Annotated in this window: 18 protein-coding genes; 10 read left to right on the top strand and 8 right to left on the bottom strand. The window is 68.2% G+C overall.

Annotation, left to right across the window (positions count from 1 at the left end):
• The first annotated feature begins 30 nt into the window (after nt 1-30).
• The 8 genes from fliF to JL100_RS24625 all read left to right on the top strand — a co-directional run bounded on the left by fliF (nt 31) and on the right by JL100_RS24625 (nt 9,445).
• Nucleotides 31-1,695 (top strand): flagellar basal-body MS-ring/collar protein FliF, encoded by a 1,665-nt coding sequence (gene fliF / locus JL100_RS24590; RefSeq protein WP_202680520.1) that lies wholly within the window; start codon nt 31-33, stop codon nt 1,693-1,695.
• An 88-nt stretch (nt 1,696-1,783) separates the two neighbouring features.
• On the top strand, nt 1,784-2,746 hold the full coding sequence (gene fliG, locus JL100_RS24595; RefSeq protein ID WP_407697029.1) for a flagellar motor switch protein FliG: 963 nt from the start codon (nt 1,784-1,786) through the stop codon (nt 2,744-2,746).
• Between the two features lie 34 nt (nt 2,747-2,780).
• Nucleotides 2,781-3,554 carry a FliH/SctL family protein gene (locus tag JL100_RS24600; RefSeq protein ID WP_202680521.1) on the top strand — a complete coding sequence of 258 codons (774 nt, stop codon included), beginning with the start codon at nt 2,781-2,783 and terminating at the stop codon, nt 3,552-3,554.
• 10 nt (nt 3,555-3,564) lie between these two features.
• Entirely contained in the window at nt 3,565-3,888 is a 324-nt protein-coding gene (fliN, locus tag JL100_RS24605) for a flagellar motor switch protein FliN (RefSeq protein ID WP_158047175.1), read from the top strand.
• A gap of 37 nt (nt 3,889-3,925) precedes the next feature.
• Entirely contained in the window at nt 3,926-5,413 is a 1,488-nt protein-coding gene (locus tag JL100_RS24610; RefSeq protein ID WP_202680522.1) for a sigma-54-dependent transcriptional regulator, read from the top strand.
• Nucleotides 5,414-5,435: 22 nt separating this feature from the next.
• Nucleotides 5,436-7,547 carry a flagellar biosynthesis protein FlhA gene (flhA, locus tag JL100_RS24615; protein WP_202680523.1) on the top strand — a complete coding sequence of 704 codons (2,112 nt, stop codon included), beginning with the start codon at nt 5,436-5,438 and terminating at the stop codon, nt 7,545-7,547.
• Between the two features lie 117 nt (nt 7,548-7,664).
• Entirely contained in the window at nt 7,665-8,657 is a 993-nt protein-coding gene (locus JL100_RS24620) for a flagellar biosynthesis protein FlhF (RefSeq protein ID WP_228420886.1), read from the top strand.
• Nucleotides 8,654-9,445, top strand: a complete 792-nt coding sequence (locus tag JL100_RS24625; RefSeq protein ID WP_158047178.1) for a MinD/ParA family protein — start codon at nt 8,654-8,656, stop codon at nt 9,443-9,445. Before JL100_RS24620 ends, JL100_RS24625 begins: the two co-directional genes overlap by 4 nt.
• On the opposite strand, the gene JL100_RS24630 is transcribed toward JL100_RS24625, so the two are convergent.
• A complete protein-coding gene (locus tag JL100_RS24630; RefSeq protein WP_202680525.1) occupies nt 9,432-9,896 on the bottom strand; it encodes a hypothetical protein in 465 nt (154 codons plus the stop codon). The two genes, JL100_RS24625 and JL100_RS24630, sit on opposite strands and share 14 nt — an antisense overlap.
• Before the next feature lie 541 nt (nt 9,897-10,437).
• Here JL100_RS24630 and JL100_RS24635 point away from each other — a divergent pair.
• The gene (locus tag JL100_RS24635; RefSeq protein ID WP_202680526.1) at nt 10,438-11,436 is read left to right on the top strand and encodes a hypothetical protein; all 999 of its coding nucleotides are present in this window, start codon (nt 10,438-10,440) and stop codon (nt 11,434-11,436) included.
• 10 nt (nt 11,437-11,446) lie between these two features.
• On the opposite strand, the gene JL100_RS24640 is transcribed toward JL100_RS24635, so the two are convergent.
• Both JL100_RS24640 and fliI read right to left on the bottom strand, forming a co-directional pair.
• Nucleotides 11,447-11,863 carry a flagellar export protein FliJ gene (locus JL100_RS24640; protein ID WP_202680527.1) on the bottom strand — a complete coding sequence of 139 codons (417 nt, stop codon included), beginning with the start codon at nt 11,861-11,863 and terminating at the stop codon, nt 11,447-11,449.
• A complete protein-coding gene (gene fliI / locus JL100_RS24645; protein WP_202680528.1) occupies nt 11,860-13,191 on the bottom strand; it encodes a flagellar protein export ATPase FliI in 1,332 nt (443 codons plus the stop codon). The genes JL100_RS24640 and fliI overlap by 4 nt, the downstream gene beginning before the upstream one ends.
• Before the next feature lie 198 nt (nt 13,192-13,389).
• Between fliI and ctrA the strand changes: the two genes are divergently transcribed.
• Complete coding sequence (gene ctrA / locus JL100_RS24650) at nt 13,390-14,103, top strand: response regulator transcription factor CtrA (RefSeq protein ID WP_202680529.1); 714 nt, start codon at nt 13,390-13,392, stop codon at nt 14,101-14,103.
• A gap of 119 nt (nt 14,104-14,222) precedes the next feature.
• Here the strand turns inward: ctrA and JL100_RS24655 are convergent, their stop codons facing one another.
• The 5 genes from JL100_RS24655 to JL100_RS24675 all read right to left on the bottom strand — a co-directional run bounded on the left by JL100_RS24655 (nt 14,223) and on the right by JL100_RS24675 (nt 19,946).
• A complete protein-coding gene (locus tag JL100_RS24655) occupies nt 14,223-15,071 on the bottom strand; it encodes a CheR family methyltransferase (RefSeq protein WP_202680530.1) in 849 nt (282 codons plus the stop codon).
• A complete protein-coding gene (locus JL100_RS24660) occupies nt 15,068-16,234 on the bottom strand; it encodes a protein-glutamate methylesterase/protein-glutamine glutaminase (protein WP_228420887.1) in 1,167 nt (388 codons plus the stop codon). The genes JL100_RS24655 and JL100_RS24660 overlap by 4 nt, the downstream gene beginning before the upstream one ends.
• A 13-nt stretch (nt 16,235-16,247) precedes the next feature.
• Nucleotides 16,248-16,613, bottom strand: a complete 366-nt coding sequence (locus tag JL100_RS24665) for a response regulator (protein WP_158047184.1) — start codon at nt 16,611-16,613, stop codon at nt 16,248-16,250.
• A 94-nt stretch (nt 16,614-16,707) separates the two neighbouring features.
• Nucleotides 16,708-17,199 carry a chemotaxis protein CheW gene (locus JL100_RS24670; RefSeq protein ID WP_158047185.1) on the bottom strand — a complete coding sequence of 164 codons (492 nt, stop codon included), beginning with the start codon at nt 17,197-17,199 and terminating at the stop codon, nt 16,708-16,710.
• Nucleotides 17,196-19,946, bottom strand: coding sequence for a hybrid sensor histidine kinase/response regulator (locus JL100_RS24675; RefSeq protein WP_202680531.1), 2,751 nt, complete (start codon nt 19,944-19,946; stop codon nt 17,196-17,198). Before JL100_RS24675 ends, JL100_RS24670 begins: the two co-directional genes overlap by 4 nt.
• Between the last annotated feature and the right edge of the window lie 210 nt (nt 19,947-20,156).

Consider the following 20,156-nt stretch of genomic DNA (forward strand, 5'->3'; position numbering starts at 1 on the left):
GCCATTCCCAAGCCGCCAAGGGCAGTCCGCTTGAACACGTTCCTCCAGACCCTGCGCAATCTCGGCCCGGTACGGCTGGCCGCCATGGGCGTGGTGGCGCTGGGCCTGATCGGCTTCTTCGTATACCTGATGACCCGCCTGTCCACCCCGGACATGGCCCTGCTCTACAGCGACCTCGACCCCAAGGACGGGGGCGCCATCGTGCGCCAGCTGGAGGAGCAGAAGATCCCCCACCAGGTCAACGCGGAAGGCACCCGGATCATGGTGCCGGCCGATCAGGTCGGACGTCTTCGGATGGTGATGGCCCAGGCCGGGCTCCCGTCGGGCGGCTCGATCGGCTACGAGATCTACGACAAGCCCGAAGGGTTCGGCACCACCAGCTTCGTCCAGGGGATCAATCACCTGCGCGCGACCGAGGGCGAACTGGCGCGCACCGTCGCGACGCTGGGGCCGATCCAGCAGGCGCGGGTCCATCTGGTGCTGCCCAAGCGCGAGATGTTCAGCCGCAGCCAGCAGGCCGCCACCGCCAGCGTGTTCCTCAAGCTGCGCCCCGGGCAGCAGCTCAAGCGCGAGCAGATCGTCGCGATCCAGCACCTGATCGCGGCCGCCGTGCCCCAGCTCGAACCGAACCAGATCTCGATCGTCGACGACCGCGGCAACCTGCTGGCCCGCGGCATGGGGGCCGGCAGCGAACAGCTCCTGCAGGCCAGCGCCGACGAGAAGAAGCTGGCCTACGAGCAGCGCACCACCCGGGTGATCGAGGACCTGCTGTCACGCTCCCTGGGCTTCGGCAAGGTCCGCGCCGAGGTGACCGCCGACCTGGATTTCGACCGCATCACCACCAGCTCGGAGATCTTCGATCCCGAGAGCCAGGTCATCCGGTCGACCCAGACGGTCGAGGACAACAATGAATCGACCGACCGCGACGCGCTCGACCCCGTCACGGTCGCGAACAACCTGCCGACCGCCAATTCCAACTCCTCCGAATCCGCCGCGACCAGCCGCACCAAGGGCGCCCGGACCGAGGAGACGGTCAATTACGAGATCAGCAAGACGGTCAAGAGCCACGTCCGCGAGTCAGGCCAGGTCCGCCGCCTGTCGGTCGCCGTGCTGGTGGACGGCCTCTACGCGCCGGGCGAGGACGGCACGCCGGTCTACAGCCCCCGCTCCCGGGAGGAAATGGCCCAGATCGAGACGCTGGTCCGCTCCGCCATCGGGTTCGACGCCGTCCGGGGCGACACGGTCGAAGTGATCAACATGCGCTTCGCCACGCCGGACGCGGAGTTCGCCGACGCCGGCGCCACCTTCCTCGGCATGGCGAAGGAGGACCTGTTCCGCATCGCCGAGATGATCGTGCTCGCGATCGTCGCGATCCTGGTGATCCTGCTGGTCATCCGCCCGCTGATGGCCAAGGCCTTCGAGCGCGGCGACGACAGCGCGGCGGAGGAGGAGGCGGAGCGCCTGCTGACCGACCAGACCGCCGGCCAGGCCCAGCTCATGGGGCCGGGGGCACTGGCCCAGGACCTGGCGCTGGAAGACGCCCAGGCCGGCGAGGAGCTGGAGCAGATGATCGACATCAACCGCGTCGAGGGGCGCGTGCGCGCCTCGTCGCTCCGCAAGGTCGGCGAGATCGTGGACAAGCATCCGGAAGAGGCCGTCTCGATCATCCGGAGCTGGCTGTACCAGGAAACCTGATCCGGTGAACGGGGAGAATTGAGCCGTGGCAGCGCTGCGCATCCGTGAAGACTACCGCACCCTGACCGGGCCGGAGAAGGCCGCCATCATGATGCTGGCGCTGGGCGAGGAGCACGCGACCAAGCTGTTCACCCACATGGACGACGAGGAGATCCGCGAGCTGTCGCAGACCATGGCCAACCTGGGCACGGTCAGCGCCAACATCATCGAGCGGCTGTTCGTCGAGTTCGCCGAGCAGATCTCCTCCACCGGGTCGCTGGTCGGCACCTACGAGAGCACCGAACGGCTGCTCATGAAGGTGCTGGACAGCGAGAAGGTCAACCAGATCATGGAGGATATCCGTGGTCCGGCCGGCCGCACCATGTGGGACAAGCTGGCGAACGTGAACGAGACTGTGCTCGCCAACTACCTGAAGAACGAGTACCCGCAAACCGTCGCGGTGGTGCTGTCCAAGATCAAGGGCGAGCACGCGGCCCGCGTCCTGGCCCAGCTGCCGGAAAGCTTCGCCATGGAAGTGGTGATGCGCATGCTGCGCATGGAATCGGTCCAGAAGGAGGTGCTCGACGACGTCGAGCGCACGCTGCGCACCGAGTTCATGTCGAACCTGGCCCGCACCAGCCGGCGCGACGCCCACGAGATGATGGCCGAGATCTTCAACAACCTGGACCGCAACACCGAGAACCGCTTCCTGGCGGCCCTGGAGGAGCGCAACCGCGACAGCGCCGAGCGCATCAAGGCGCTGATGTTCACCTTCGAGGACCTGTCGAAGCTCGACCCCTCGGGCGTCCAGACCCTGCTGCGCGTCGTCGACAAGCCCAAATTGGGCCTGGCGCTCAAGGGCTCGTCCGAGACGCTGCGCGACCTGTTCTTCACCAACATGTCGGAACGCGCCGCCAAGATCATGCGCGAGGACATGGCGGCCATGGGCCCGGTGCGCCTGCGCGACGTGGATGAAGCGCAGATGTACATGGTCCAGGTCGCCAAGGACCTGGCCGCGCGCGGCGAGATCGTCATGGCCGAGGGCAAGGGCGAAGACGAGCTGATCTACTAGGACCGGCCGGAACCACGGAGATCAGACCCCGACCATGTCATCGACCCGCAAGTTCCTGTTCGACACCGAGTTCGACGTGGACGTCGCGCGCCGCCGCGAGGAGCGCCTGGCCGCCGAGGCCGTGATGCCGAAGCCGCCCCCGCCGCCCGAACCGGAGGAACCGCCCCCGCCGCCCGAGCCGGTGTTCAAGTCGGCCGACCTGCTGCAGGCGCACGAGGACGGCTACGCCGACGGCTTCGCCAACGGCAAGGCGCAGGCCGAGGCGGCGATGGCCGCCCGGATCGCCGCCACGCTCGACCGCCTGGCCGACCAGATCGAGTACATCGTGCAGAGCGCCGCCGAGAGCGCCGCGCGCCAGCGCGAGGGCGTGATCGAGATCGGCGCCGCGATCGCCCGCAAGCTGCTGCCCGAGTTCGCCCGGCGGCAGGGCACCTCCGAGGTCGAAGCCATGATCGCCGCCTGCGTCGGCGACCTGATCGACGAGCCCCGGCTGGTGATCCGGCTGGCCGACGGCGACCTGGACGCGTTGTCCGAACGGATCGACGCGATCACCACCCGGCGCGGCTTCGCCGGCAAGGTCGTCCTGCTGGCCGAACCGACCGTCGCCCCCGGCGACTGCCGGATCGAGTGGGCCGACGGCGGGGCGGAGCGCGACAGCGCCCGCCTGTGGCACGACATCGACAGGGCCGCGGCCCGCCTTCTCGACCCCGGCCTGCATCCGGCGGGCGCGAACCACGGCTCAGGCCATGCCCCGGGCCATGCCGCCCCCTTCCCGGCGGCAGCGCCGTCCACCGTAATCGACAGCTAGGAGAGGCCCGATGGCCAGCAAGGACAGCTTTTCGCTCGACGAACTCGACGGCGGCTCCCGCGATGTCGCCGAATTCGACAGCCATGCAGCCAAGGACCTGGAGGCGATCTACGACATTCCGGTCCAGATCTCCGCGGTGCTCGGCAAGGCGACCATGCAGGTCAGCCAGCTCCTCAAGCTCGGCCGCGGCGCCGTCGTGGAGTTGGACCGCAAGGTCGGCGAGGCGATCGACATCTATGTCAACAACCGTCTGGTGGCGCGCGGCGAGGTGGTGGTCGTGGAGGACAGACTAGGCGTGACCATGACCGAAATCATCAAGTCGGACCGGTCTTGAGCGCTTCGGCAGGAACGGTTTCTGGGGGATACGGGTCATGCGACTGCTGATCGTCGGCACGCTGGAAGGCTACATCACCGCGGCGGGCAGGATCGCCCACGAGCGGGGCGCCAAGGTCGCCTACACGGACGGCATCGACAAGGCCATGAACGCGTTGCGTGGCGGCCAAGGCGCCGATCTGGTGATGATAGACGTCAAGTTCGACATAGCGCGCCTGATCGACGCGCTGAAGCTGGAGCGCATCACGGTTCCGGTCATCGCCTGCGGGATCGGCACCGACGCCCAGGCGGCGGTGCGGGCCATCCGGGCCGGCGCCCAGGAATACATCCCGCTGCCGCCCGACGCGGAGCTGATCGCCGCCGTGCTGGAGGCCGTGGTCCAGGAAAGCCACGCGATCGTCAGCCGCGACCCCGCCATGGGATCGGTGCTGCGCATGGCAGACCAGATCGCGCCGAGCGACGCCTCGGTCCTGATCACCGGCGAGAACGGCACCGGCAAGGAGCTGATGGCCCGCTACATCCACCGCAAGAGCCGGCGGTCGGACAAGGTCTTCGTCGCGGTCAACTGCGCGGCGATCCCCGAGAACCTGCTGGAAAGCGAGCTGTTCGGCCACGAGAAGGGCGCCTTCACCGGGGCGCTGGCGCGACGCGTCGGCAAGTTCGAGGAGGCCAACGGCGGCACCCTGCTGCTGGACGAGATCAGCGAGATGGACATCCGGCTCCAGGCCAAGCTGCTGCGCGCGATCCAGGAACGGGAGATCGACCGGGTCGGCGGCAGCCATCCCGTCAAGGTGGACATCCGGGTGTTGGCGACCTCCAACCGCCGCCTGGAGGAGGAGGCCCGCGCCGGCCGCTTCCGGGAGGACCTTTATTTCCGCCTGAACGTGGTCAACCTGCGCCTGCCGCCGCTGCGCGACCGTCCGGCGGACATCGTCGCCCTGGCGGCCCATTTCGCGAAGAAATACGCCGAGCAGAACGGCATGCCGGAGAAGCAGCCGACCCCCGCGGCGCTCGACATGCTGAAGACGCACCACTGGCGCGGCAATGTGCGCGAGCTGGAGAACACCATGCACCGGGCGGTGCTGCTCTCCCGCGGGAAGGACATCGATACCGACGCGATCCTGCTGACCGACCCCGCTCCCGCCCCGGCCGCAGCCCCGTCTCCCTCCTACGCCCCGGCGCCGTCCTACGCACCCGAGGCGCCGCCGGCCGCCCATGCCGCGGCCCGCGCGGCGGCCGGCTATGCCGCCTATGGCGGCGGCCGGATCATGGCGCCGCCGCCGGCCGGCCCGCCGCCGGCCGCGTCCACGCTCCCCGGCAGCCTGACCGGCCTGGTCGGCCGGACCGTCGCCGACGTCGAGCGCGACCTGATCATCGACACGCTGCACCACTGCCTGGGCAACCGCACCCATGCGGCGACGATCCTCGGCATCTCGATCCGCACGCTGCGCAACAAGCTGAAGCAGTACAGCGAGGAGGGCATCGCCGTCCCGCCCCCGGGCGAAATGGAGAGGGCGAGCCTGTGAGGCACCGGCATAGGGCGACGCCATGACCGACCAGACCACCGGCGGCGGCTTCAACGCGGGGGACCTGTTCCAGACCGCCAAGTCCATGATCCTGCGCGGCGACATCGCGCTCGCGGTCGGCCTGGTCATGATCCTGGTGGTCATGATCCTGCCGATGCCGTCGTTCCTGCTCGACATGTTCCTGGCCCTGTCCATGACCATGTCGGTGCTGATCCTGATGACCGTGCTGTTCATCCAGAAGCCGCTGGAGATCAGCTCCTTCCCGACCATCCTGCTGATCACGACCCTGCTGCGCCTGGCGCTGAACCTGGCCTCGACGCGCCTGATCCTGTCCCACGGCCACGAGGGGCCGGACGCCGCCGGCGCCGTGATCGAGGCTTTCGCCGGCTTCGTCATGGGCGGCAACTTCGTGATCGGCGTGATCGTCTTCGCGATCCTGACGATCGTCAACTTCGTCGTCATCACCAAGGGTTCGGGCCGCATCGCCGAAGTGGCGGCCCGCTTCACCCTGGACGCGATGCCGGGCAAGCAGATGGCGATCGACGCCGACCTGTCCGCCGGCATGATCGACGAGCCGGAAGCCCGCAAGCGCCGCAAGGAGCTGGAGGACGAGAGCGCGTTCTTCGGCTCGATGGACGGCGCGTCCAAGTTCGTGCGCGGCGACGCCACCGCCGGCCTGATGATCACCTTCATCAACGTCATCGCCGGCATGATCATCGGCATCGCGCAGAACGACATGCCGTTCATGGACGCGGCCGACACCTATACCCGGCTGACCATCGGCGACGGCCTGGTATCGCAGATCCCGGCGCTGATCATCTCGGTCGCGGCCGGCCTGCTGGTCTCCAAGGCGGGCGTCTCGGGATCGGCCGACAAGGCGCTGTTCGGCCAGCTCAGCAACTACCCAACGGCGCTCGGGCTGTCGTCCGCCATGCTGTTCATGCTCGGCATGCTGCCCGGCATGCCCTTCGTCCCCTTCATGGCGCTGGCCGGCGCCACCGGCGCCGCGGCCTGGTACCTGCCGAGGATGCGGGAGAAGAAGTCCAAGGAACTGGCCGAGGAGGCCATGGAGCAGGTGGCCCCGGCCCCGATCGCCGACGAGCCGATCTCGACCGCCCTGTCCATCGACTCGGTCCGGCTGGAACTGGGCTACGCCCTGCTGACGCTGATCAACACGGCGAACGAAGGCTTCCGCCTGACCGACCAGATCAAGGGCCTGCGCCGCCAGCTGGCGGCGGAGGTCGGATTCGTGCTGCCGTCCGTCCGGATCCAGGACAATCTGCAATTGCCGCCCAACACCTACGTGGTGCGGATCAAGGAGATAGAGTCGGGTCGCGGCGACATCCGCCCGAACATGCTGCTGGTGATGGACCCGCGCGGCGAGGCGATCTCGCTGCCCGGAGAGGCGACGGTCGAGCCGACCTTCGGCCTGCCCGCCATGTGGATCGAGCAGAGCTACCGCGAGGAGGCGCTGTTCAAGGGCCTGACCGTGGTCGACGCCTGCACGGTCATCACCACGCACCTGACCGAGGTGATCAAGGACAACATGCCCGACCTGCTGTCCTATGCCGAGACCCAGAAGCTGCTGGACGAGATCGGGCGCGAGAGCCAGAAGCTGGTGGCCGACGTCATCCCGGCCCAGATCACCATGGGCGGGCTTCAGCGCGTCCTCCAGAACCTGCTGGGCGAGCGGGTATCGATCCGCGACCTCGCCACCATCCTGGAAGGCGTCTCGGAGGCGTGCGGCTTCACCCGCAACATCACCGCCATCACAGAGCATGTCCGGACCCGGCTGGCCCGCCAGATCTCGGAGTCGAACAGCAACGAGGCCGGCTTCATCCCGCTGATCACCCTGTCCCCGGAATGGGAGCAGGCCTTCGCCGAATCGATCGTCGGCGACGGCGACGACCGGCAACTTTCCATGGCACCGTCGCGCCTTCAGCAATTCATCACCAATGTGCGTCAGACTTTCGAACGTCACGCCATGATGGGCGAGACCCCGGTGCTGCTCACCAGTCCCGGCGTCCGGCCCTATGTGCGGTCGATCATCGAGCGGTTCCGGCCGGCGACGACGGTCATGTCGCAAAACGAGATACACCCCAAGGCCAAGATCCGGACCCTTGGGCAGATCTGATGGGGCGGGTGTGATGGCCTGGACGAAGGAAAGGCAAGGCCGGCGCGAACCAGCCGGCATTGAAAGGTGATTTAGGTGCGGCTGAAGAGCTTTCATGCTCCGACCATGGTTGAGGCGATGCGGCTCGTCCGCGACGCGTTGGGCGACGATGCCATCATCGTCGCGACGCGCGAGGAGGAGGGCGGCGTCCGCCTGACCGCCGCGATCGACGATGTGGAACAGCCGCTGCCGCCGCCGCCTTCCAGCCACGAGCCGGAACAGGAGCCCCCGGCCTATGGCCACGGCGGCCGCTCCTGGCGGCGCGAGCCGGAAATCGACATCGTCGACCTGATCTCCGATACGCTGACCCGCCACGGAACCCCCGCCGGCATCTGCGACCGCCTGCTCAACACCATCGCGACCTACGACACCGGCGATCCGGTGGAAGCGCTGAGCGGCGCCCTGGACAGCATCTTCACCTTCAAGCCGCTGCCCCACGGCCGCGCCCCCCGTCCCTTCATGCTGATCGGGCCGCCGGGAGCCGGCAAGACGCTGACCGTCGCCAAGCTTGCCGCCCGCGCGACCCTGGGCGGCCGCAAGGTCGGCGTCATCACCACCGACACGGTGCGGGCCGGCGGCGTCGACCAGCTCGCCGCCTTCACCAAGCTGCTGAAGCTGAAGCTGCTGGCGGTCGAGGACACCGACGCCCTGGCCGACGCGCTGGGCGTCCAGCGCGGGGTCGAGCAGGTACTGATCGACAGCGCGGGCCGCAATCCGTTCGACCCCGACGACATGAACGACCTGGGCGACCTGCTGAACGCCGCCGACCTGGAGCCGGTGCTGGTGCTGCCGGCCGGGTGCGACGCGGCAGAAGCTGCCGAGGTAGGATCTGCCTTCCGCGAGCTGGGAGCGCGCCGCCTGCTGCTGACCCGACTCGACATGACCCGGCGGCTGGGCAGCCTGCTCGCCATAGCCTACGAGGCGCGGCTAAGCTTTTCCGACATCAGCGCCACCCCGCAGGTCGCCGAGGGGCTGAGCGCGCTCGATCCCGAATCCCTGGCACGCCTCTTGCTTCCTTCCAGCGTGCAGCACGCGACACGATCCGCCAAGCAAACGGGAACTTTCTCATGACCGAAGCATCCTCGGTTTTCCCCGCCAACATCACCCCGCTGCGTGGCCACAACGTCGTCGCCGTGGCGAGCGGAAAGGGCGGCGTCGGCAAGACCTGGTTCTCCATCACCCTGACCCACGCGCTGACCAAGCTGGGCCGGCGCGCGCTGCTGTTCGACGGCGACCTGGGGCTGGCCAACGTGGACATCCAGCTCGGGCTGATGCCCAAGCGCGACCTGGGATCGGTGGTCGAGCGCCGCATGTCGCTCCAGACAGCCGCCGAACGGTTCGAGGACGGCGGTTTCGACATCATCGCGGGGCGGTCCGGCTCCGGCAACCTGGCCAACCTGACGGTACAGCGGCTTAACGAGCTGCGCGCCGACCTGCTGGAGGTGGCGCGGAACTATGACGCGGTCGTGATCGACCTGGGCGCCGGCGTGGACCGCACCGTACGCCAGCTTTCCGGCCCCGCCGGTATCACGCTGGTGGTGACGACGGACGAGCCGACCTCGCTGACCGACGCCTACGCCTTCATCAAGGTCACCCATGCCGCAAACCCGAACGCCGACCTGCGCGTGGTGGTGAACATGGCGAGCAGCGTGCGCGAGGGCGAGCGGACCTATGCCACGATCCTGAAGGCCTGCCAGAACTTCCTGAAGTTCTCGCCGCCGATGGCCGGCATCATCCGCCGCGATCAGAAGGTCCGGGACGCGATCCGCAACCAGGTGCCGCTGCTGATGCGCTCGCCCAGTTCCGACGCGGCCTCCGACGTGCGCAACTTGGCGGCGAAGCTGTTCACCGGGCCATGACCGGAACGGTGCCGCCCGCGGTCGCCGCGGCCCCTCCCGGTGCCGCCGGCACCGGAGCCGGAACGGCGGCGTCCGTGACGTCCCCGCCGCCCCAGCCGGCCGGCGAGGCGACGCTGGAGAAGCTTCCGGAAAAACTGAAGAACCTGATACGGACCATCGTGCTGTCCGGGACGGTGGTCGAGCAGGCGACCGACGGCAGCGTCAAGGTGCGTACCCAGGCGGGCGACGTAAGCCTGAAGACGCCCTCTCCGCTGCCGCCGGACCGCCCGGTGTCGCTCCAGATCCCGCCCGGCAACCCGCCCATGAAGGCCCTGGTCTTCATGCTCGGCCCGCCGGGTCCCCAGGCGCCCCAGCCGCAGGCCCAGCTCCCGCCGCAGGCCGCGCCCGCACCCGCCGCCGCGCCACCCCCGGCGCCGAAGACGTCCCCACCCCCCGCCGCGGCAATGCTCAACCATCCCCCCGTGGCGAATGCCGCCGCCGCGGCCCCAACGCCCGCGCCGCAGGTGGCGGTGGGGACGGTGATTCCGGCGACGGTCGTCTCCTCCAGCCCGCCCCCTCCCGTACCGCCGGCGCCAACGGCGGCACCCCCCGCCTCCGTCCCGGCGCCGTCGCAGCCACAGCAGCAACCGCAGGCCCGGACGCCGGCACGACCGGGTCAGGCACAGTCCCAGCCGGCGCAATCCGCCCCGCCGCCTCCCGCAGCCGCACCCGCCACAACGACCGCGGCTCCTTCGACCGCGGCCGCGCCGCCCCAGGCTGCGCCCGCGCCCCCGAATCCGCCGCAGGCACCCGCCGCGTCAGCGCCGCCGACACCACTCCGGCAGGCGCCGCAGCCGGCGCCGCTGTCCGGTACGCCGCCCGACCCTGCCCCGCAATCGTCCGCCTCGGGAAGGCCCGCCCAACAGGGTCCGGCTCAGCAACCCACCCCTCCATCTGCCACGACCTTGCCTCTTACGGCTCCGCCGCCGACGGCTTCGGCGCAGCCGCTCCCGATGCCGCTCCTGAAAGCGGGCACGCCGGTGGAGATCCGGGTGGTCGCGCTGCCGCCCCAGCCCCCAACGGCCCAGCCCCCAACGGCCCAGCCGGTCTCCACGCCGGCTCCTCCGCAGTCTCCTCCAGCGGGAGGCGCCGCGACGCTGCCGGCGACCGTGGCGGGCACGACCAACACCGGGCAGCCGATCCTGACCACGGACAACGGCGTCCTGGTCCTGAACACGCGCGCGCCGATGCCGCCGGGATCGCTGCCGCCGGGGACCCGGGTCGCCGTCAGCCTGCCCGCCCCTCCACCCGCCGCCGACCAGCCGTTCGACGCCTTGCGGGGGCGGGACTGGCCCGCGCTCCAGGACGCGCTCGACGTCCTCGCCAGGACCGATCCCGCCGGTGCCCGAACCCTTGCCAACGCGATCCTGCCCCAGGTCAACCCGCGCCTCGCCGCGACCCTGCTGGCCTTCGCGGGCCATGTGAAGAAGGGCGACGCCCGGAGCTGGCTGGGCGAGCCGGCCGCCCAGGCCCTGGAGTCGCTCGGCCGCCGCGACCTGGTCGAAAAGCTGGGTGAAGACTTCAAGCAACTCGCGCAGCAGGCGTCGGAGACCCTGCCCGGCGACTGGCGTTCCTATTCGATTCCATTTTCCGACGGCACGGAACTGGGCCGCATCAACCTGTATGTCAGGCACCCGGACGCCGACGAGGTGGACGAGGACGGCGAGAACGCGGCCGGAGGCTCGGCCCGGGCCAACCGGTTCCTGATCGACCTGACGCTCAGCCGGCTGGGCGAGCTGCAGCTGGACGGGCTGGTGCGCCCCCGGCGCTTCGACCTGATCCTCCGCACCCACCTGCCCCTGCCGCCGGAGATGCGCCGGGAGATCGGCCTGATTTTCCACGACTCCGTCGAGTCGCTCGGCATGACCGGGGTCGTGTCGTTCCAGGCGGGCAGCCATGGATGGGTCGCGGTCCAGCCTGGCTCCGGCGGAAGCGTCGGCTTCAGCGCCTAGGGAAAGAGCCTCAGCGCCGCCGCATGAAGCCGCTGAGCGCGGCCTCGTCGAAGGCGGCGTTCTCGCGCTGCTTGCGCTTGGCCTCGTCGCGCTTGTCGCGGCCTTCCTGGGCCAGCTCGTAGCGCTTCAGCTCCTGGAAGGCTTCCGCCATCTCCCCGGTCGCTTCGGCGATCTGCGATTCGACCTGGGCGATGGATTGCGCCAGACGCTTGCGCCGCTCGATCGACAGCTTGGCGAAGTTGCCGTAGCCGAACCCGGCCTCCGGCGAGCTGCGGGCGATCTCCTGCTCCGCCGCGATCTCCGCTTCCAGCCGTCCGGCATCGTCGGCCAGCTTGTCGGCCAGGGCCTGGAGTTCCGCCAGGGCCCGGCGCTTCTCGTCGAGGCGCCATTTGTGGAGACGGATCAATGTATGCAGGCCGCTGCTCATGGCCAGGGTTCACCCAGGATCTCGGCAAGCTGCGCATACCCCGTCGCCATGTCGGTGCGCTCGCGCTTGCCCTGTTTCAGGAAGGCCTCGATGGCCGGATTGTACTCGATCGCCTCGTCCACCAGCGGATCGCTGCCCCGGCGGTAGGCGCCGAGCCGGATCATCTCCGCCATGTCGTTGTAGGCCGACAGCAGCCGCCTGGCCCGGCCGACCAGCGCGTTCTCGCGGTCGGTGTTGCAGCCGGGCATGGTGCGCGAGACGCTGCGCAGGATGTTGATGGCGGGATAGCGGCCGCGCTCGCCGATCGCCCGCTCCATCACGATATGGCCGTCCAGGATGCCGCGCACGGCGTCGGCGATCGGCTCGTTATGGTCGTCGCCGTCCACCAGCACGGTGAACAGGCCGGTGATGTTGCCCTCTCCCACGCCGGGGCCGGCCCGCTCCAGCAGGCGCGGCAGCTCGGCGAAGGTGGTCGGCGGATAGCCCTTGGTGGTCGGCGGCTCGCCGGCGGACAGGCCGATCTCGCGCTGGGCCATGGCGAAGCGGGTGACGCTGTCCATCATGCACATCACGTTCTTGCCCCGGTCGCGGAAATACTCCGCGATCGACATGGTCATGTAGGCCGACTGCCGCCGCATCAGCGGCGCCTCGTCCGAGGTCGCGACGACCACGACGCTGCGCGCCATGCCGTCCTCGCCGAGGTCCTCGGTGATGAATTCCTGCACCTCGCGGCCGCGCTCGCCGATCAGGCCGATCACGTTGACGTCGACCGACATGTAGCGCGCCAGCATGGACATCAGCACCGACTTGCCGACGCCGGAGCCGGCGAAGATGCCCATGCGCTGGCCGCGGCAGCAGGACAGGAAGGTGTTCATGGCGCGGACGCCGAGGTCGATCTTCTCGCCGACGCGGCGGCGGGAATGGGCGGGGGGCGGGTTGTTGCGGATCGGGATACCGATCTTGCCGTTGAGCAGGGGGCCCTTGCCGTCGATGGGCTCGCCCAGCGCGTTGACCACGCGGCCGAGCCAGCTCTCGTCGGGAAACACTTCCGGCCCGCCTTCGGTGACTTCCGCCTTGCAGCCGAGCCCGACCCCGTCCAGACCGCCCAGGGGCATCAGGAGAGCGCGCCCCTGCCGGAACCCGACCACCTCGCAGGGAACCCGGCGCCCGGCCCGCGCCACGATCGTGCAGCGTCCGCCGATCGACAAAAGCCGCTCCACGCCGCCCACTTCCACAAGTAAGCCCAGCACGGCCGTTACGCGCCCAAAGTAGCGATACTCTGGTATGCGTTCAATTTCGTTAATAAAGTGGCTTTGCTGGAGGCGCACGATGTGAGATATCTATACGTGTATTAACCGTGTTGGCGGATGATTCGTCGGCAAATGCAGCGAAAACGAAGATATGCAGGAATGATTAACTTTCTGTAAACTTTGCTAACGGTAGCATTAAGCTGAATCGTCTGTTAATATGTGTATCATCTGGTTCGGCAGGGTTGTGTTCCTGCCCATCAACGTCGGGATGTCGCCATGAGGGTTCTGCTGGTCGAAGACGACTCCTCGGTCGCAAAGAGTATTGAATTGATGCTGCATTCCGAGGGCTTCATCGTCGATTCCACCGATCTCGGTGAGGATGGGCTGGAGATCGGAAAGCTGTATGACTACGATATCATCATCCTGGACCTGATGCTGCCGGACATCGACGGCTATGAGGTCCTGCGCCGGCTGCGGTCCGCCCGGGTCACCACGCCGATCCTGATCCTGTCCGGCCTGTCGGAGCTGGACCACAAGATCAAGGGGCTGGGGGTCGGCGCCGACGACTACCTGACCAAGCCCTTCGACAAGCGCGAACTGATCGCCCGCATCCAGGCCATCGTCCGCCGCAGCAAGGGCCATTCGGACAGCGTGATCCGGACCGGCCGACTGACGGTCAACCTGGACACCCGCACCGTCGAGGTGGACGGCCAGCCGCTTCACCTGACCGGCAAGGAATACGGCATCCTGGAACTGCTGAGCCTGCGCAAGGGCACCACGCTGACCAAGGAGATGTTCCTGAACCATCTCTACGGCGGCATGGACGAGCCGGAGCTGAAGATCATCGACGTCTTCGTCTGCAAGTTGCGCAAGAAGCTCGCCCAGTCGACCAGCGGCGACAACTATATCGAGACGGTCTGGGGCCGCGGCTACGTGCTGCGCGATCCGCAGGAAGAAGCGGTCCCTCAGAAGGCTCAGGCGGCGGGGTGACGAACCCCGCCGCCTCGGCGTTTCCAAATGCACTGATCCGGCCGCAAATGAACGGCGACGGGGGCAGCTACCACCCGGGTAGCTGCCCCCGTCGCCGTTGATCCGTGGTCGAGGGCGCTTCAGCCGGCCACGGCCCTTGCGGTCTGCGCGCCGGCGGGCTGGCTCATCACGTAGAGGCCGCGCTGGTTATCCATCGGCTTGAACCGCTCGGTGATGCCCAGGACCGTCTCGGCGCCGCCCAGATAGAGCACGCCGTCGGCAGGCATCAGCTTGGCGATGCTTTCCAGCACCTTGCCCTTGGTCGGCTGGTCGAAATAGATCAGAACGTTGCGGCAGAACACGACGTCGAACTGGCCGAGCGGGGTCAGATCGGTCAGCAGGTTGTACTCCCGGAAGGAGACCATCTGCCGGATCTTGTCGTTGAGCTGCCACTTGTCGCCGATCTGCTTGAAGTACTTGACCAGATGGGTGATGGGCAGGCCGCGCTGGACCTCGAACTGGGTGTAGATGCCGGCCTTGGCCTTCTCGACCATCTCCGACGACAGGTCGGTGCCGACGATCTCGAACCGCCACCCGTCCAGCTTGGCGCCCTCGTCCAGCAGCAGCATCGCCAGGGAATAGGCCTCCTGCCCGCTGGAGCACGCGGCCGACCAGATCCGGACCGAGCGGCGTCCGCCGCGGTTGGCCAGCATCATCGGCAGGACCACGTTGCGGAACTGATCGAACGGCTTCTGGTCGCGGTAGAAGGACGATTCGTTGGTCGTCATCGCTTCCGTGATGTCACGCAGCAGGGCTTCCTCGCGCCGGGTGCGGATGGCTACGGCGAGCTCGTCCAGGCCCTTCATGTTCCACTTGCGCGCGACCGGCATAAGCCGCGACTCGAGCAGGTAGGCCTTGTCGCGGGACAGGACGAGGCCCGAGCGCTGCTTCAGCAGGGTGCTGAACATGTCGAAGTCTTCGACCTTCATGCTGCGGTCCTCAAAGCAATCTTGCGGATAAAGGGTCCGATTTCACGCAACGGCAGGACGGCGCTGCACAGGCCCGCCGTGGATACCGCGCCGGGCATGCCCCAGACCACGCTGGACGGCTCGTCCTGGGCGATCACCATGCCTCCCGCCGCCACCAGCTCGGTGCAGCCGCGCATGCCGTCCTGGCCCATTCCGGTCAGGATGATGGCGAAGGCGCGGCGCCCGTAGATCTTGGCGATGGTGCGCATCATCGGGTCGACCGCCGGCCGGCAGAAATTCTCCGGCGGGTCCTTGTTGACCGACAGCACCGTCCCGGTTCCCCGGGTGGCCAGGGTCATGTGGAAGTCACCCGGGGCCAGATAGATGCGGCCGCCGACCAGCGGCTCGCCGTCCTTGGCCTCGGCGCAGGCGATGCCGCACTGGCGGGTGATGTGCTCGGCCAGGATCGTGGTGAAGGTGGCCGGCATGTGCTGGGTGATCAGGATCGGCTGGCGGATGCCGCCCTTCAGGTGGGACAGGACCTCGAACAGGGCCTGCGGTCCGCCGGTCGAGCTGCCGATAGCGATGATGTCCGGCGGCGGGACGATCGTCGGCATCGGCCGGAGCACCACGGCGGCCGGGTCCATCGACCGGGGTCGCGGCAGCGGGGCCAGGGGAGCCGCCACCCGCTCGTTGCGCAGGCTCGGCCGGTTGCGCGACCCGGCGCGCCGGGCCGAGGCGGCCAGCGCCTTGACCTTGCTGACCAGCTCCCGCTTGAAGGTATCCGCCGCCCCCAGCTCGCGGGTCGAGGACGGCTTGGTGACGTAGTCGGCCGCCCCGGACTGGAGCGCCTTCATGCTGACCTCGGCCCCCCGCAGCGTCAGCGTGGAAGCCATGATGATCTTCACCGCCGGATCGATCGCGACCAGCTTGGGGATCGCGGTCAGCCCGTCCATCACCGGCATCTCGATGTCGAGGACGATCACGTCGATGCTCTGGCGGGTCAGGGCGTTGATCGCCATCTGCCCGTCGCCGACCGAGGCGACGACCCGCAGCTCGGGGTCGCCCTCCAAAGCGCGGGACAGCAGGCCGCGGATCACGGCGCTGTCGTCGACCACCATCACCCGATGGGGGTCGTCCGCGACCGCTGCGGCACCAGCGGGTTTGCCCGGAATATCGCTCATGCTCCTCCGGGCCTCAGATCAGGCCGACCTGGGCGAACTTGGTCTGGATGATGTCGCTGTCGAAAGGCTTCATGATGTATTCGTTGGCCCCGGCGCTCAGCGCCTCCTGGATATGGGCCAGGTCGTTCTCGGTGGTGCAGAACACCACCTTCGGGGCGTCGCCGCCCGACATCTTGCGCAGCCGCCGCAGGAACTCGATGCCGGTCATGACCGGCATGTTCCAGTCCAGCAGGATCGCGTTCGGCATCTCCCTGGCGCAGGCTTCCATCGCCTGGCGCCCGTCCTCGGCCTCCGAGCAGGTGAAATGCAGTTCCTCAAGGATCTTCCGGGCCACCTTGCGGACAACGCGGCTGTCATCGACGACAAGACAGGATTTCATTAGGGAGACCTCGGCTATGGCGCTTGTTTCCGGGGCGTGGGGACGGGACCGGACGGGCGGATCGGCGAACCGTCCGCCGCCCGGTCCGGGCCGCCTACACCGCCTCCAGATTGGCGAAGTTCAGCAGCCGGGACACGTCCAGTACCACCAGCAGCGTCCCGTTCAGGCGATAGATGCCGGTGGACAGTTCACGCCAGCGGACATCGAGCGTCGACGGGTTGCGTTCGAAATCGTCGGACGACAGGCTCAGCACCTCGCCGACGCCGTCCACCATCAGGCTGTACAGCTCGCCGCGCAGGTCGACGACGATGCTCATGCCCGGCTTTTCCTTGGGCCGGGCCGGCAGGCCGAGGCGCAGCCGGACGTCGATCGCCGTGACGATCCGTCCGCGCAGGTTCAGGGAACCCGCGACTTCGGGCGGAGCCAGCGGGATGCGGGTGATGCGCTGGTGTCCGAGAACGTCCTGGACCTGGAGCACGGGGATCCCGAACAGCTGGTCCGCGATCATCATGGTCACGAAGTCTTCGTTCGCATTGACCGAGAAGTCGTCGTACTTGGTCTTCTTGGCCGGCAGGTTGGCACTCATGCGGCACCTTTGGTCTCGGAAAGGGTCTGCGACAGGGTGAACAGCAGGGCGTCACGGTCGAACTTCGCCACATAGTCGGTGAAGCCGGCCTGACGGCCGCGGTCCAGGTCGCGCGGCGACGCGTGGCTGCTGAGCGCCACCAGAGGGGTCGTGTTCCAGCGGGTATCCCTGCGGATCGCCTGGGCGAACTCGAACCCGCTCATGCCGGGCATCTCGATGTCGCTGACGATCACGTCGAAGTTCTCGCCCGCCTCGCACAGGTTCAGGGCCTCGTCGGCGCTCTCCACCGTGGTCACCTGATATCCCGCCACCGTCAGCAGCGGGGTCAGCAGGTTGCGGAAGAACGGGCTGTCGTCGACCAGAAGCACCTTGTGGGCCTTCTCCTCCTCGTAGGCGTCCCGGGCCGAGGAGCCGAACCAGTCCTTGTAGGCCTGGGTCAGGAAGAAGCCGGCGTCGATCAGGTCGGTCGCCTTTCCCGCGATGATCGCGCTGCCCATCATGCCCGGCCGGTCGGCGGCCAGCTCGACCTGCAGGCGGTCCTCGACGATGTCGACGATCTCGTCCACGATCAAGCCCATGGAGCGGTCGCCGTCGGCGAACACCAGGACCGGCTGGCGGCCTTCGCGCTTCATCTCCCAGCCGCTGTCGATCGGCACCAGCGGCATCAGCTTGCCGCGGTACTGGACCACCGGCATGCCGTTGCTGAGCTCCACGGCGCTGAGGTCGACGTCTTCCAGTCGGGCGACCAGCGAGAGCGGAACCGCCTTGGGGCTGACGCCGCCGGCGCGGAACAGCAGCAGGGCGATCTTGTCGTCCTGGCGGGTGGCGTGGGCCACCGCGGTGTCGGTCGCGGCGGCGTCGCCCACCGCCATCTCGCCGGACGAGGCGGCGGCGATGCCGTTGGGGTCCAGGATCATGATCACGCTGCCGTCGCCCAGGATCGTGTTGCCCGAGAACATCTCGATGTGGCGCAGGATCGGGGCGACCGGCTTGACGACGATTTCCTCGGTGTCGAACACCCGGTCGACGATGATGCCGAAGGTGTAGGTGCCGACCTGCGTCACGACGATGAAGGTCTCGGTGTCGTCGTGGGCCGGGCCGTCCAGCCGCAGCAGGCGCTGCAGCGAGACCAGCGGCAGCAGGCGGTTGCGCAGGCGCAGGACCGGCGTGCCGTTGATCCGCTCGATCGTGTGCTCGCTGTCGGCGGCGGCGCGGACCAACTCGACCACGCTGATCTGCGGGATCGCGAAGCGCTCGGTCGCGCACTCGACGATCAGGGCCGAGACGATCGCCAGGGTCAGCGGGATCTTGATGATGAAGGAGGACCCGCGGCCGTAGGTCGACTTCATCTCGATCGTGCCGCCGATCTTCTCGATGTTGGTCTTGACCACGTCCATGCCGACGCCGCGGCCGGAGACGCTGGTGACCTTCTGGGCGGTCGAGAAGCCCGGCTTCATGATGAAGGCCTGGATCTGGCTGTCCGACATGGCGGCCAGCTCGGCCTCGGTCGCCAGCCCGTTCTGGATGGCCTTCTGCTTGATCCGGTCGATGTTGAGGCCGCGGCCGTCGTCCGTGATCTCGATGATGATGTGGCCGCCCTCATGGTAGGCGTTCAGCGTGACGCGGCCGGTCTCGCTCTTGCCGGCGCGCAGCCGCTCGACCGGCGTCTCCAGCCCGTGGTCGGCGGAGTTGCGCACCATGTGGGTCAGCGGGTCCTTGATCAGCTCCAGCACCTGGCGGTCCAGCTCGGTGTCGGCGCCCAGCATCTGCAGGTCGATCTTCTTGCCCAGTTCATGGGCCAGGTCGCGCACCAGGCGGGGCAGCTTGGCCCAGGCGTTGCCGATCGGCTGCATGCGCGTCTTCATGACGCCTTCCTGCAGCTCGGACGTCACGTGGTTGAGCCGCTGGAGCGGGGCGGCGAACTCGCTGTCCTTCTGGCTGCGCAGGATCTGGAGGAGCTGGTTGCGGGTCAGCACCAGTTCCGAGACCATGGTCATCAGGTTTTCCAGCAGGTCCACGTTGACCCGGATGGTCTGGGCCGCGACCGCGGATTCCTTGTTGCCGGCGTCGCGCGTCTCGTCGGCGGTGAAGCCGGCGCCGGTCGGCGCGTGGGCGGCGGGGGCCGGGGCGGCCACCGGGGCGGACTCGTGGACGACCAGCTCCTTCGCGGCGGCGGCCGGGACTTCCGGCTCCGGCGCGCGGGCCGGGGCGACGGGGACCTGGGGAGTCGGCGCAGCGGGCGCGGGCGCCGCGACTGCCGCGGGAACGGCCGGCGGCGGCGGGGGTTCGGGGGCCGCGGGAGCAGCGGCGACGGGCTCCGGGACGGGCGGCGGCGGCGCGGCGGGTGCCGCGGCGGCTGCGGGGACGTCGCGGCCTTCGGCGATCGCGTTGAGGCGCGCGATCAGGTCGCTGTCGTCACCCGGCGGCTCGGCCTCGGTCGCTTCCAGGACCGACAGGATGAGCTTGATGGTGTCGAGCGATTCGAGGATCGCGGAGACCGCCTGGGGCGATACCGACAGCTCGCCGTCGCGGAACTTGCCGAGAACGTTTTCCGAAGCGTGGGCGACGTGCTCCAGGCGGGGAAGGCCGAGGAAGCCGCAGGTCCCCTTGATCGTATGGACCAGCCGGAAAATGTTGCTGAGCAGTTCGGGGTTGTTCGGGTTTTGCTCGAGCCGGACCAGCTCGACGTCGAGAACCGAGAGGTTCTCGGACGTCTCGGTCAGAAATTCGCTGAGCAGATCATCCATGACGATATTTCCCACGCCGTTTTTGGGCTTGCCGCTTTGCCATTCGGGCCCAAGAATGCACGACGCCACGCCGGCAGGCGTTCACTCCGGGACCTGTCAAGCCTGCCAAACACTGATTAAGAGTACCTTACTTTCGAGTTTACGAAAAAGTTCTAATTCAAGAGATATAGACAAAGCAAGCCATCGCTACCACTTATGGCGCGTAGCAAT

This window comes from Skermanella mucosa (assembly GCF_016765655.2).
GTDB lineage: Bacteria > Pseudomonadota > Alphaproteobacteria > Azospirillales > Azospirillaceae > Skermanella > Skermanella mucosa.

Bases quoted from the DNA above. Each gene is read 5' to 3' on its own strand.
- JL100_RS24635 (WP_202680526.1), top strand. From the start codon at position 10,438: ATGCCGCTCCTGAAAGCGGGCACGCCGGTGGAGATCCGGGTGGTCGCG.
- JL100_RS24670 (WP_158047185.1), bottom strand. From the start codon at position 17,199: ATGAGTGCCAACCTGCCGGCCAAGAAGACCAAGTACGACGACTTCTCG.
- JL100_RS24620 (WP_228420886.1), top strand. From the start codon at position 7,665: ATGCGGCTCGTCCGCGACGCGTTGGGCGACGATGCCATCATCGTCGCG.
- fliG (WP_407697029.1), top strand. From the start codon at position 1,784: ATGATGCTGGCGCTGGGCGAGGAGCACGCGACCAAGCTGTTCACCCAC.
- JL100_RS24655 (WP_202680530.1), bottom strand. From the start codon at position 15,071: ATGAAGGTCGAAGACTTCGACATGTTCAGCACCCTGCTGAAGCAGCGC.
- JL100_RS24665 (WP_158047184.1), bottom strand. From the start codon at position 16,613: ATGAAATCCTGTCTTGTCGTCGATGACAGCCGCGTTGTCCGCAAGGTG.
- JL100_RS24610 (WP_202680522.1), top strand. From the start codon at position 3,926: ATGCGACTGCTGATCGTCGGCACGCTGGAAGGCTACATCACCGCGGCG.
- flhA (WP_202680523.1), top strand. From the start codon at position 5,436: ATGACCGACCAGACCACCGGCGGCGGCTTCAACGCGGGGGACCTGTTC.
- JL100_RS24660 (WP_228420887.1), bottom strand. From the start codon at position 16,234: ATGAGCGATATTCCGGGCAAACCCGCTGGTGCCGCAGCGGTCGCGGAC.
- fliN (WP_158047175.1), top strand. From the start codon at position 3,565: ATGGCCAGCAAGGACAGCTTTTCGCTCGACGAACTCGACGGCGGCTCC.
- JL100_RS24640 (WP_202680527.1), bottom strand. From the start codon at position 11,863: ATGAGCAGCGGCCTGCATACATTGATCCGTCTCCACAAATGGCGCCTC.
- JL100_RS24600 (WP_202680521.1), top strand. From the start codon at position 2,781: ATGTCATCGACCCGCAAGTTCCTGTTCGACACCGAGTTCGACGTGGAC.
- ctrA (WP_202680529.1), top strand. From the start codon at position 13,390: ATGAGGGTTCTGCTGGTCGAAGACGACTCCTCGGTCGCAAAGAGTATT.
- JL100_RS24675 (WP_202680531.1), bottom strand. From the start codon at position 19,946: ATGGATGATCTGCTCAGCGAATTTCTGACCGAGACGTCCGAGAACCTC.
- JL100_RS24625 (WP_158047178.1), top strand. From the start codon at position 8,654: ATGACCGAAGCATCCTCGGTTTTCCCCGCCAACATCACCCCGCTGCGT.